At 63.2% G+C, this 13629-nt stretch carries 5 protein-coding genes; 2 read left to right on the forward strand and 3 right to left on the reverse strand.

Annotation, left to right across the window (positions count from 1 at the left end; all coding sequences use genetic code 11):
• The first annotated feature begins 91 nt into the window (after positions 1-91).
• Positions 92-754, forward strand: a complete 663-nt coding sequence (locus LPJGGPFB_RS01420) for a hypothetical protein (RefSeq protein WP_173418400.1) — start codon at positions 92-94, stop codon at positions 752-754.
• 104 nt (positions 755-858) lie between these two features.
• On the opposite strand, the gene LPJGGPFB_RS01425 is transcribed toward LPJGGPFB_RS01420, so the two are convergent.
• From LPJGGPFB_RS01425 to LPJGGPFB_RS01435, 3 genes are all read right to left on the reverse strand, one after another.
• Positions 859-2016, reverse strand: coding sequence for an OpgC family protein (locus tag LPJGGPFB_RS01425; protein ID WP_173418401.1), 1158 nt, complete (start codon positions 2014-2016; stop codon positions 859-861).
• A gap of 212 nt (positions 2017-2228) precedes the next feature.
• Positions 2229-10844: a cyclic beta-(1,2)-glucan synthase gene (ndvB, locus tag LPJGGPFB_RS01430; protein WP_173418402.1), complete on the reverse strand. Its 8616-nt coding sequence runs from the start codon at positions 10842-10844 to the stop codon at positions 2229-2231.
• Between the two features lie 371 nt (positions 10845-11215).
• Positions 11216-12109, reverse strand: a complete 894-nt coding sequence (locus LPJGGPFB_RS01435) for a LysR family transcriptional regulator (protein WP_173418403.1) — start codon at positions 12107-12109, stop codon at positions 11216-11218.
• A 113-nt stretch (positions 12110-12222) separates the two neighbouring features.
• On the opposite strand from LPJGGPFB_RS01435, the gene hglS reads away from it, so the two are divergent.
• Complete coding sequence (hglS, locus tag LPJGGPFB_RS01440) at positions 12223-13623, forward strand: 2-oxoadipate dioxygenase/decarboxylase HglS (protein ID WP_173418404.1); 1401 nt, start codon at positions 12223-12225, stop codon at positions 13621-13623.
• Positions 13624-13629 lie beyond the last annotated feature (6 nt).

A 13629-nucleotide genomic window follows, 5' to 3' on the forward strand; every position in this document is an offset into this window, starting at 1 on the left:
TCCAACGCCTGATGTACGCCCCAATGACGCCGATGTGCATGGGGAGGCACGCACCGTGCTCCAAGCGATGGCAGGGAGAAGGGGAGCGGCCATGTATGCAATTCGCTTTGAGCTCAAGGACATCGCCGACGGCATGCGCAGCCTGCGCCCAGAGGAGATCGCAGCGCCGCGCCGTCTTCTCAAATCTCGGATCGGCCTGAGGAGCATGGGCGATGTAACCTCGCCCGATCGAAAGCTCCTGACGCCCATGGAAGGCATTGCGACCCGGTTGCTAGAAGGCACGCTCGGGATCGAGGGGGCGCAATTCGGCTCCTGGAGCGAAGTGGACTTTGATCGCTTCTTCCAGCAACATCTTGGCAGCGGCTGCTACCTCTGGATTGACGCGGATGGAACCGGCCCGGTGCCTCTGTTTCATGCGCCCTACAGTGCGCCGCGGCGAGACTGGCTGTACGTCACCGCGCTTGAAGCGGGCATGCGCCCTTGCGGAATCACGCGGGAGGATGGGCGCCTGTCGGTGATGGCGAATCTGGATTGTGATTTTACATTCGTGTTCGGTGAGGCGGAGCTGATGGCAAAATTCGACAGCGCCTTCGGCGGAAGTGACCGGATCTGCGCCGAGTTCGACGCCTTCCTGACATCGAAGGCCGTAGATTTCGGTGCGGGCGATATCTACGGCTTCATGAAAACCTGGCTGCCCGCGATTGGCGGATGCGGCGAACGCGGCTCAAATTTGGTCCGAGCCTCGATCATGTGATTTCGGGCATGTTGCGAACCTGAAGGGCCGGGCGACCGTGGCGGATTTTCCCGCCGTTGCTCGTCTCGGCGCAGCACCGCAGTCGCTGTGCCGGGCGACGTGTCCTACGTCGCCCGTAGCGGCCTCGCCGCCGTCAAACCCTTCAGCCATTCCAAATAGTAGGCGTAGGCAAAATGCAGCCCGATTCCGACCAGCACGAAAAGGCTGCCGATGACGGGATTGCGGCCGGTGACGAACAGGAGCACCTGCCCCGCCATCGCCAGGATCGTGCCGAAAATGAAGACAGGCAGCGAATGGCGGCCGAGCATCGTCAGGGGATGGTCTGCGTCGAGCCTGGCAAGGCGATTGACGGTCGGAAGCACCGCCACGAGATAGGCGAGCGCCAGAACATGCGTCAGGCGCGTCAGCGACAGAAAGGTCTTGTCGAAACCGGTCAGCACCGCCGGAAGGCCAAAGGACAGGTCGATGCTCCACCAGGAAAACAGCACCCATAGCGCCGAGAGGCCCAGATAGGTTGCTGCGATCGCGATCAGCAGCGGTCTGCGCGGCAGCACTGTGCCCTCTCGGATCGCCGTCATCGCGACGATGCCGATGACGAAGAGGAACTGCCAGGACCACGGATTGAGAAACCAGTAGCCCTCGTCGAGGAAGTTGGAGGGCACCAGCTTGAACACGCCGGCGACAAGCCAGAGCAGTGCGGAAACCACGAGCAGCAACCGGCTGCTGATGCCGTTCAGCCAGAGAATGCCGGGCAACATCAGGAATAGCACCGCATACATCGACAGGATGTTGTTGTAGCCGAGCTGGTGCCCGAGCAGCACCATCGCGACGATGCCCTGTTCGGTTTGCTCGACGAAGGGCCGGATGTTGATCTCGCCGATCAGGTCCTGCCTGCCGAAATAGAGCGCGCCGCCGGCAAAGATCGCCAGGGTGACGATACTGGTCATGATGTGGGCGACATAGAGCGCCAGCGCCCGCCGCCAGATCTTCAACGCCAGCGCCAGACGCGCGCCGGAGACGAACTTGCCGCCATAGGCAAGCCCGACGGAGAGGCCGGAGATCAGGACGAAGGCCTCGGCAGAATCCGAAAAGCCGTAGTTCTTGTGGGTCAGATATTCGAGATACTGGCCGGGAACGTGATTGACGAAGATCGTCAGCAGGCAAAGCGCCCGCAATACGTCGAGGCGCGTGTCGCGCTCCTTGGGAACGATGCGGGCGGATATCGTCGGGTTCGAGCCGCCCCCAAAAGTCTTTTGCAGCATGCGTTCTGGTATCCGGGATCTGGCGCCCCTGCCCCACCCCTGTTGAAACGGGCGCCGGAATGTCCAAAGCCGCCACGGCCAATGAACGTCCCGATGCCGTCGATTGATACGCGACCTCGTGAAGAGGTCGCCCGCCGGCAAATCTGCAAGAAAAAACCGGCCTTGCCCGTTCGGGTGCAAAGCCGGTTTCAGCGTTCATTCAGTACCGGCAGTTACAGCAAAATGCCTTCATGCGCGTTTTTTGTGACACTATTATTGATGCTGACGATCGGCTGGCGGCTTTTCGCGTCGCGCTTGACCGAAATCCTGTGTTTCTTTCCGTTCAGGGTCACCTCGGCCGAGTAGCCATCCCAAGCCTCCGGCAGCACCGGACGGATCACCAGCTTTTCGCCCTGCCGGCGAATGCCGAGAATGCCCTCGACGCCGGCGCGGTAGAGCCAGCCCGCCGACCCGGTATACCAGGTCCAGCCGCCGCGCCCAGCGAGCGCACCTTCGCCGTAGATATCGGCGGCAACCACATATGGCTCGACACGGTAGTGATCGGCGCCTTCTCGGTTTAGGGCATGCGAGACCGGGTTCAGCATCTGGAAGACGCGCCAGGCTTCCTCGGCCCGGCCCTGTTCGGCAAAGGCCAACGCCACCCAAGTTGCTGCATGGGTATACTGGCCGCCGTTTTCGCGCACGCCGGGCGGATAGGCCTTGATATAGCCCGGGTCCTGCCTGGTTCTTTCGAGCGGCGGGGTGAACAGCCGGACGATGCGACGGTCGGGATCGACGAGTTCTGCCATCACGGCATCCATCGCATGTTGCGATCGCTGTTCGTCGCCCTCGCCCGAAAGCACGCTCCAGGACTGACCGATCGAATCGATCCGGCATTCGTCGCTTTCGCTAGAGCCGAGCGGCGCGCCATCATCGTAGTAGCCGCGACGATAGTAATCGCCATCCCAACCGGCTTCATCGAGCACCTTTTTCAAGGCAGCAAGATGTGTCTCCCATTGTCCGACGCGCGCCTTGTCCTTGCGCTCGCGGGCAAACGGCAGGAAGCCGCGCAACGTGCCCGCCAGGAACCAGCCGAGCCAGACGCTGGTGCCGCGGCCGGCGATGCCGACCCGGTTCATGCCGTCGTTCCAGTCACCGCCGAGAATGAGCGGCAGCCCGTTTTCGCCGCTACGCTTAATCGCGAGATCGAGTGCGCGAGCGCAATGCTCGTAGACGTCGCCGATCTCGTCGGAGATCTCCGGCTTGTAGAAGCTGTCGTGCTGGCCTTCCTCGAGTGCCGGACCGGTGATGAAGGCGATCTTCTCACCCAGAATGTCGTCAGATCCTGTGACGTCGCAATAATGCGTGACCGCATGGGCAAGCCAGACGACATCGTCCGAGATCATCGTACGGACACCAGCACCGGTGCCCGGGAGCCACCAATGCTGCACGTCGCCTTCGACGAACTGTCGCGCAGCGGCGTTGAGGATCTGCGCCCGCGCCAGTTCCGGCCGATGGATGAGGAACGCCAACGTATCCTGCAGCTGATCGCGGAAACCGAAGGCGCCGCTCGCTTGGTAGAAGGCCGAGCGCGCCATGATCCGGCAACCGAGGCTCTGATAGGGCAGCCAGTTGTTGATCATGGTGTTGAAGGCCGCATCCGGCGTGTCCACCTTCACGATATCGGTGAACTCGCTCCAGAAAGTCTTGGCTGCGTCGATGACCGTGTCGAACGCGGTCTGGCGCAGCTCGCCGAGCACCGAGCGCATCTGCTCGTCATTGTCGGCATCGCCGAGAATGAAGGTGAGCTGCTTTTCAGCGCCGGGCTCAATGACGAGATCGGTCGCGAGCGCCGCGCAGGCGTCGCCATCGACATCGATCGAGCCGGAGAGCTCGGCCCCAGCCAGAACCGCCTGCGGCACCAGAATGCCGCCGATCCGTCCAAGGAACTCGCGACGGCTTGCCGTATGGCTCACCCCTTCACCGCCCTCGACGGCAAAGAAGGCCGACCGACCGGCATAGTCGATGCTGTAGGGGTTGGTGGCAACCAGCGCATCCGAGGCTTCGTCCCATTTCGACAGGACGAACGGGGCCATGCGGGCGCGGTTGTTGCCGAGCACCCATTCGGCGAGGCCGTAGACCTTGAGCTGGCGGGCAGCCGTGGAGCGGTTGCGGATCGAGATACGCACGAGTTTAGCCGGCAGGGTCCGATGGACAGTATGCGTCGCCTCGATATCGAGATCGTCCTGGGTGCTGCGGAAAGTCGAATAGCCGAGCCCATGGCGCGTCTCGAAGACGACCGACCGGCTGCGCGACAACGCAGCGTAGGGGGTCAGCACCGTGCCGCTCGCCATGTCACGGATGAAGAACGCCTCGCCCGGACGGTTGACGACCACGTCGTTGGCCCAGGGCGTCAGCTGGTAGTCGCGCGAATTGCGGCTCCAGGTGAAGGCCGCACCTTCGGCAGAAACATGGAAGCCGAACTGCTCGTTGGAGATGACGTTGATCCACGGCTGGGGTGTCGCCTCGCCGCCACGCAGGCGCACGACATATTCGCGCCCGCCTTCGGCAAAGCCACCGTAGCCGTTCCAGAAGTCGAGGCCGTCGCCGACGATCTCGGCGTCGACCGCATCCGCCGGCTGCAGCGGGGCTGCCAACAACGGGACATTGCTGTCGCTGCCCTTCACCGGCGGCGTCGAGTAGAGCGAGTTGGCACGGGCGATCTGGTCGGAGATCGTGCCGTTGCGGGCGTGGAAGACGGCGCGCGAGGCCGACAGCAGCGTCGACCAGGTCTCTGCTTCCATCAGGTCGCGGCGCACCGAGAAGATGTGCTGGCGCGGCCCGTCGGAAAGTCCGCGGAGCCTCAGGTTCTCGCACATGGAATCGAGCGCGTGCTGCATGTCCTGCGCATAGGACGAGGCCCGCTCGTTGATGATCACCAGGTCGGCGGTGATGCCGCGGGCGCGCAGATACTCCTGCGCCCTCAGCGCCTCACGGGCAATGCCAAGGTCGCCGTCGTCATTGATGCGCAGGCAGAAGATCGGGAAGTCTCCCGAGATCGCCAGCGGCCAAAGCGTCGACTGCGACGCCAGCCCCGCCTGAACCGTCGCGGTATCGGCGCGCAGGTGCATGTCGGGGTAGACAAGGTAGCGGCCGAGCATCTGGAAGCTTGCCGCCTCCTGCGAGGTGACGCCGACATGGCGCATCTGCACCTGGCTGCGCGTCCAGGCATGGATCAGCTCGTGATTGAAGGTTTCCGTGTGCCTGTAACGGTCGATCGCACGGTCGACGGCTTCGCGGTTCGGCGCGGCGATCGTCCAGAAGACGACGCTGACCTTCTTGCCGGCTGGAACGCGCACGACGCGACGCAGCGACATGATCGGGTCGAGCGTATAGCCATCGGTTCCGGAAAGCACCGCGTCCGTGTCGAAGGCGGCGGCCTCGGCAAGCGTGCGCCCTTGGCCGATGAAGCGGCGACGATCGGTCTCGGCTTCGGTCGGGCGGTCGCTGCCGGCATTGTCGGTGACGAGATGCGCCACCTCCATATCCGGATCACTCGGGCTGCGCTTGTTGCGGCTGACATGGATGACGTCGCCGCGGCGGCTGATTTCCGTGTGCAGGAACATCTTGGAGAAGACGGGATGGGCGCTGTCGGCTTCGTCGGTCGAAAGCACCGGCTCGGCGTAGGACGTCACCTCGATGAAGCGGTCCTGCGTTCCCGTGTTGAGCAGGATGACGCGGCGCCCCTCGGCATCATGCTCGGTGGCGACGATGCACTCGACCTCGCTGGTGAGGTCGCCGACAGTCTTGACGAACTCGGCCTTGTCGTCGCCGAACCGCGTCTGCACCTTTTCGCCGACGGCACGCCGCGGTTCCGAGGTCGCCGACCACCAGTCGCCCGTCGTCGTATCGCGCAGGAAGATGAACGTGCCCGTGCGGTCTTCGACCGGGTCCGGCTTCCAGCGGGTGACCGACTGGCCGTTCCAGCGGGCATACCCGGCACCGGTTGCCGTCAGCATCACTGCATAGTGGCCGTTCGACAGGAACACGGTTTCGCGGTCCTGGGCGAGCGGGTTCTCGATGACCCGCACTTCCGGACGCAGCAGATCGTCCTGGCCCTTGCCGAGCGATTCCGGCTCGCGCTTGGCGTTCATGATCGGAATGTCGCGCGGCGCCTTTTCCTGCAGCAGCAGTTCGGCAGCTTCGATCACCGGATCAGCGTGGAACCATTCCCTGAGCTTGCCGGTGAAGACAACATTGGCGACGGCTGCAATCGACATGCCATGGTGGTGGGCATAGTAGTTGCGAACGACGGCGCATTTCTGCCCCTCGGGCACGCGCGTCGGGGTGAAGTCGACGGCATCGTGGAAGCCATAGACACCGAGCGCACCGACTTCGCGCAGCCGACCGAGATTGGCGAGCGCCGCCTTCGGATCGTACATGCAGGCAAGGATCGAGGCATAGGGCGCAATGACGGCGTTCTGGCCGAGGCCACGCTTGAGGCCGAGCGTCGGCACGCCGAAGTTGGTGTACTGGTAGGTCAGCTCATGGTCGCGGGCATTGAAAGCCGCTTCCGAAATGCCCCACGGCGTCCCGAGGCGGCGACCGTGATTGATCTGCTCCTTGACCACCAGATTGTTGGTCTGGTTCAGGATGCCGCCCTGGCGCTCCTGCATGACCAGGGGCGGCATCAGATATTCGAACATCGAGCCGGACCAGGAGATCAGAGCGCCGCGCGCGCCGATCGGCACGATCGGGCGGCCGAGCTTGTACCAGTGCTCGGTCGGCAGATCGCCCTTGGCGATGGCGAACAGGCTCGTGAGGCGCGCTTCGGACGCCAGAAGGTCGTAGCAGGCCTCGTCGAGCTCGTTTGCGTTGACACGGAAGCCGATCGACAGCAGGCGGCGTTCCGGCCGGAACAGGAAGCCGAAATCCATCGAGAAGGCGATGTCGCGGGCGCGGTCCTTCAGAACCACCAATCGCTGGCGCAGCGCTTCGATGGCGCTGAGATCGAACACGCCATCGGCGATATGCGCTTCGCAGGTGGTGACGAGCGCATTTGCCCATTTCGTCACTTCGCTGCTCTGGCCCGTGCGCACCTCGTGGTCGAGGTTGACGGTCAGCTTGTGCATGTCGCGCGCCAGGACGGCGAGGTTGATCACACGGATCGATGCGAATTCATGCTCGCGCTTGACCGCTGCCAGCGCGTTCTGGAAGCCGACGATGCGTTCCTCGATCAACCGACGCAGCGGGCGAACGGTCTTGCGGTCATCGGGCAGGTCTTTCAGCACCTCGGCGAGAATGGCGACGACGTCGCCGATACCGTCGAGACTACCCTGGACATGCGCAGACGGCGCTTCCGCCCATTCCCGGCACATCGACGACACCGCGATCAGGTGGCCGGCAAGGTTGCCGCTGTCGACCGACGAGATGTAGCGCGGCTCCATCGTTTCGAGCGTGTTGGTGCGGTACCAGTTGAACAGATGCCCGCGGTATTTCGGCATCCGGTCGATGGTGGCGATCGTCTGCTCCAGGCGGGTGATCGTCTCTTCGAAGCCGATCCAGCCGAAGTCGCGCGCCGACATCACCGAGAGCAGGTAGACGCCGATATTGGTCGGCGACGTCCGCTCGGCCAGCACGGGCTGCGGCGTCTCCTGGAAATTGTCCGGCGGCAGGAAGTTTTGCTCGGCGGTGACGAAGGTCTCGAAATACCGCCAGGTGCGCCGTGCGATCAGGCGCATTTCCTCGATCGCTTCGTCGGAAACGACCAGCTGGTCCTCGGTCTCAGCCGACTGGCTGACGAACCAGGCGACGGCGGGCGACAGCGCCCAGAGGAGCGCAAAGGGGATGCCGATGAAGGGCAGGCCGGTATCGGAAATGGCAGCCAGCGCCAGCGATATCGCCGACAGCGCCGGCGCAATCCACATCGCCTTGTAATAGTCGCCGATGCTTCCGTGTCCCGCACTCTGCACCTGGGCGGCGGTGCGCCATTCCAGCATCAGCTTGCGGCTGACAAAAGTGCGATAGAGCGAGCGAACGATGGCGTCGCCCATCATCGCCGCGCCATGGGCGATGAAGACGATGCGAAGGGCGACCTGGGCGTTGGCGGCTCGAACTTCGGTCAGCACCGCATGAAGGTGGGCGCGGGCGACGATATCATTGCGCCGTGGCAGGAGACCATTGATCAGCGACAGCGTCGGGGCGACGAACAAGCTGAAGATCAGCACGATCTGCCAGATCAGCGCCTCGGTCGGCTGCATGTAGTACCAGCCCATGACGGAGGCGACGAGCCATGCGCAGGGGATCAGCGAGCGGCGCAGGTTGTCGTACATCTTCCAGCGGCCGAGCATCGACAGGCCGTTCGACGGATTGAAGATGTAGGGCAAAAGCTGCCAGTCGCCGCGAGCCCAGCGATGTTGGCGCGACATCTCGACCTCGTAGCGGGTCGGGAAATCCTCGACCAGCTCGACGTCGGTCACAAGCGCGCAGCGCACATAAGAGCCTTCGAGCAGGTCGTGGCTGAGAACGGCGTTTTCCTCGATCCGGCCCTTGAGTGCCGCCTCGAAGGCATCGACGTGATAGAGGCCCTTGCCGGTAAAGCTGCCTTCGCCGGCGATGTCCTGGTAGACGTCGGACACGGTGAAGACGTAAGGGTCGATGCCGCGGTTGGCGGAGAAGATGCGCTGGAAGGCAGAGGCCTCGCTGCCCGTCGTCAGCGACGGCGTCACACGCGGCTGCAGCAGGCTATAGCCGGCGATCACCTTCTGCGTCTCGGGGTCGACGACCGGGCGGTTGATCGGGTGGTACATCTTGCCGACGAGCTTCGTCACCGCATCGCGCATCAGGCGTGTGTCGGCATCGAGCGTCATGACGTACTGGACATTCTCCGGCACGGTGTTGGCGCCCTGGAGGAACGAGGTGTCGCGATCGCCGCGCAAGAGCAGGTTCAGCTCATGCAGCTTGCCGCGCTTGCGCTCCCAGCCCATCCACACGCCTTCCGCCTCGTTGAACAGGCGGCGACGGTGAAGCAGGAAGAATCGGGTCTTGCCGTCATAGGCATAACGCGCCGAAAGCTCGGCAACCTCGCGCCGGGCGTAGTCGAGAACGTCGGTATCAGCCGGCGTTTCCTCGAGCTTGCTGTCGACCCAGTCGCTCAGCAGCGCGAAATAGATCTCGCCGCGCGGGTTGGCGAGGTAGTGGACTTCGAGGTTGCGCACGAGCTCGTCGACATGATCGCGCTTTGAGATCAGGCAGGGCACAACGACAAGCGTACGGGCATATTCCGGAACGCCCTCGAGGAATTCGTAGCCGACCAGGCGCGACGGTTTGACGAAGAGCGTGACCAGCGTGTTGAACAGTCCCATTGCGCCTTCCGATGCCGGCAGCGCAAACAGCAAGAGCATGATCAGCTTTGCGCCGTTCGGAATATCCATCGGGCTGACGAAGGAATAGACGGCGAACATCGCGAGGATCGTCAGCAGGATGTTCGGCCCGGCGATCGCGAACCAGTCGAGCTTGCGGCTGAGGCGGATGATGCTCTGCAGCAGGGACGGGCGGTAGCCGATCTTCTGCTCGAGCGCCTTGCGCTGCTTGCCGACGAGGAAGGAACCGACGTTCGGCTCCTGAAGCTGCGGCTCGACGGCCGCCGCCGCTTCCGCTTCCTTTACCATCTCGATGGCGATCTGGGTGACTTCGTATTCGCTGTGGCCGGAGCGGCGCGCCAGCTTTTCGATCGTGTCGCGGTACTTGTTGCGCGAGCCGAATTCGAGCGCAGCATAGTCGGAGCCGTCGCGCAGCGCCGCATCGATCTTGCTGACGCTTTCGAACCAGACGGCCCAGTCGGTGTCGTCGATCTCGCGCAGGCTGCGGATGATGTTGCTCATCGTCGCATTGCCGGACGACAGGCGGTTTTGCTCGGCGACCAGCGCGTCCTCGACATCGCTGCCGCGCTTCTCGAGCTGTTCCTCGATCCAGGCGATCACCGAGCCGGAGGTCTGCGAACCATCGCGCATGCGGTAGAGCAGCTGGGCAACAAAGGTATTGTCGGTCGCAAGCGCCTCGGATTCGGCAAGTAGCGCCCGGCACTTTTCCGGGTCGTTGTGACGGATGATCTGGTCGGCGATGTCGTTGGCCTTGCGCCGCATGCCGCGCGAACGCTCGACGCGGATGGCGATGCGCCTGAGGTTTTCGATCAGGACGAAGCGCAGGATCGAGGGCAAAGCCCACAGTTCGCCGATCTTGAAAGTGTCGTGCTTCTGGAAGCCCTCGACCATCGCGGTGATGCTTTCCCGCGAGACCGTGCTGTGCGTATGGGCGACATAGAGCCAGGCAAGCGCCATGGTGCGCGGAATGACGGTTCCGGAAACCGACAGCGTCGGCAGCTGGCGATAGAACTTGCGCGGGAAGTCACGACGGACTTCCTGGATGGCTTCCTCGACCACGTGATGGTTGTCGAGCAACCATTCGGCGGCCGGCGTGATCGACGCCCCCGCTTCGACGTCGGCCGCTGTCGCCCGATACACCCTCAGGATTTCGTTTTCATTCTCGCGGTGGCGCGGACGAAATTCGAACGGGAAGAAGCCCGGCAGAGACGGTGCGCCCTTGAGCGCAAGTGTCTCGCCGCATTGCCGCAAATCCTCCATCGAGAAAAAGGTCGAGCGGATCGAATCGTTGTAATCGATCTGTTTCGCTTCCGGTTCGCGAGAAGAGGAGGACGGCGTGTTATGAAGGGGCATGGGTGCTGGTTCTGAATCCAACCGGGGTTGATCGGCCCGGCTCTCGTTGTTGTGCCGGGTTGGCTGCGGTCCTGAGGTTCCAGGCTTGGCCGGCGCGTTGCTAGACACGGTCATGTGTCCTCCCATCCGCCGTCATTTTCCGGAGAACCGGAAACTGGCGGAAACTGGCACCGCCCTTGAACTGGGCATCGGAGAAAGCAAAGCCGGCGGCGCATTGGTTTTCAAGGCCGCGTGATGCATGAAAGTGGCATTTTTTAGCCGTGCTGCCAACAGCTTGCAAGGATCGACGGCGCAAGTTTGAACGAATTGCGCACACTCCCATCGGGCGAAGACGGAAGCATCCACGCCCGCCGATGGCACCCTCAAATCGATCTCTCAATTTTGCCCCTTCCCCGCGCATCTCTGGGTAGCAGTCCGTCGCCAAACGCGAAGTGCATAAGGAAGGTTCCGGCCATCCGTCGAAACAGGATCGAGGGAGGGAAAACCTAGCCGACCTGCTCGGTGATCCATTCGCGGAAGGCGAGGCTGATCGGGTTTTCGAGTTTGCCTTCCGGAACCGCGAGATAATAGCTGTTCTCCGTCTGCATCGGCCGGTCGAGAACGATGCGCAATGTTCCCGCTGCCAGCTCCTGCTCGATCAGATAGCGGGGCAGCAAGGCGAAACCGAGACCGGCCGTCGCCGCCTCGATCACCATCGAAAACTGATCGAAGCGATTGCCTCGATAAGCACCGCGGCCGTCCATGCCGTTGGCCTCGAACCATTGCGCCCAGAGCTTGGGCCGCGTCGCCAGGTGCAGGAGCGGACCGCCGACGATATCCTCCAATGTCGAAACCGGATTGGCGGCAAGCAGCTTCGGGCTCGCAGCCGGCACGATGATCTCGCTGCAGAGATAGCTGCAGGTCGCGTGCGCCCAAACCGGCTGGCCGTAGTGGATGGCGATGTCGAAGTTCTGCTCGTCGAAATCGAACGGTGCCGAGCGCGAGGCGATATTGACCACCGTGTCGGGATGCTGGCGAAGGAAATCGGGCAGCCGCGGCACCAGCCAGCGACTGCCGAAGGTCGGCAGCGACGCGATCGACAGTGTCGAATCGGCGCGCGCCGAGGCCATCGCCCGCACCATCAGCTCTTCGGTCTGGTTGAGCAGGCGGCGAACCTCGGGCAGGAACTTCTGCCCGGCCTCGGAGAGAATGACCCGCTGGCGCACCCGCTCGAACAGGAGCACGCCGAGCTGGTTTTCCAGATCCTTGATCTGCCGGCTGACGGCGCTCTGGGTGAGATTGAGCTCGGCGGCCGCCTGCGTGAAGCTGCCGTGCCGGGCCGCGCATTCGAAAGCCTGCAGCGTCGTAACGTCAGGAACCAGTCTGCGGCTTAACTTCATTCCAGCCTCGCATCAACATAGTCACAAGCAACGCGATCAATGCCCAGTTCCTTCAGATATGATCCGAAATGAGAATGACCTTGTCCTTCACCCATAGCGCGAGGCGAGCCCCAGTGAAAGAGAATAGTTTCGTATCCGCCGATGACATCCGTTCGGCCTTTTCCGCAGCCATGTCGGTCATGTACCGCGAAGAAGTGCCGGCCTACGGCACGCTGATGGAGCTGGTTGCCAAGGTCAACGACGATACGCTCAGTGCCGATCCGGCCCTCAAGCAACGCCTCGATGCGACGGATTCGCTCGATCGCATCTCCGAGGAGCGCCACGGCGCGATCCGCCTCGGAACACCTGCCGAACTGTCGATGATGCGCCGCGTCTACGCCGTCATGGGCATGTACCCGGTCGGTTACTACGATCTGTCGACCGCCGGCGTTCCGGTGCATTCGACCGCCTTCCGCCCGGTCGGCGACGCCGCCTTGAAGCGCAATCCCTTCCGCGTCTTCACCTCGCTTCTGCGCCTGGACCTGATCGCCGACGAGAGCCTGCGCGCTGAATCGGCCGCCATTCTTGCCGAGCGCCGGATCTTTACCCCCGTTGCAGTCGAGCTCACCGAAAAGGCCGAGCGTGACGGCGGCCTCGACAAGGCCGACGCCGAACGCTTCGTTTCCGAAGTGCTGGAAACCTTCCGCTGGCACGACAAGGCCAATGTCAGCGCCGACATGTACAAGCGCCTGCATGACGCCCACCGGCTGATTGCCGACGTCGTGTCGTTCAAGGGCCCACACATCAACCACCTGACGCCGCGCACGCTGGATATCGACCAGGTCCAGGCGCTGATGCCGGAATATGGTATCGCCCCGAAGGCCGTCGTCGAAGGACCGCCGACGCGCAAATGCCCGATCCTGCTTCGCCAGACCTCGTTCAAGGCGCTGGAAGAAGCCGTGTCCTACCGCGATGCCGACGGCGAGTGGAAGGCCGGCTCGCACACCGCCCGCTTCGGCGAGATCGAGCAACGCGGCATTGCGCTCACCCCCAAGGGCCGCGCGCTTTATGACGAGCTGCTGGAAGCCTCGCGCAAGATCGTGCGTCCCGCAGCCGACGGCTCCAACGCCCGGCAATACGAAGCAGCACTGGCCAAGGCCTTCGAAAGCTTCCCGGATACCTGGGCAGGCATCCGCGAAGCCGGTCTCGGCTATTTCAGCTACTCGTTGACCGAGAGGGGCCAGATCACACGCATATCCGAACGCCGCGACCTCGACAGGCTAATCGCCGACGGACTCGTACAGTTCGACGCCATCGTCTATGAAGACTTCCTGCCGGTCAGTGCCGCCGGCATCTTCCAGTCCAATCTCGGCGACGGCGCGCAGCAGGACTTTGTCGCAAGCCCGAACCAGAAGCGTTTCGAGATCGACCTCGGCGCTACCGTGCTCAATGAGTTCGATCATTATGCCGGCGTCGAAGCGGCATCGATCGAAAGCTGCCTGCGGGCCTTGACCGCAGCCATCGCTGCGGAATGATGTCGT

It is taken from the genome of Ensifer adhaerens (assembly GCF_013283195.1).
GTDB classification, from domain to species: Bacteria; Pseudomonadota; Alphaproteobacteria; order Rhizobiales; family Rhizobiaceae; genus Ensifer; species Ensifer adhaerens_G.

Bases quoted from the DNA above. Each gene is read 5' to 3' on its own strand.
- LPJGGPFB_RS01420 (WP_173418400.1), top strand. From the start codon at position 92: ATGTATGCAATTCGCTTTGAGCTCAAGGACATCGCCGACGGCATGCGC.
- LPJGGPFB_RS01425 (WP_173418401.1), bottom strand. From the start codon at position 2,016: ATGCTGCAAAAGACTTTTGGGGGCGGCTCGAACCCGACGATATCCGCC.
- ndvB (WP_173418402.1), bottom strand. From the start codon at position 10,844: ATGACCGTGTCTAGCAACGCGCCGGCCAAGCCTGGAACCTCAGGACCG.
- LPJGGPFB_RS01435 (WP_173418403.1), bottom strand. From the start codon at position 12,109: ATGAAGTTAAGCCGCAGACTGGTTCCTGACGTTACGACGCTGCAGGCT.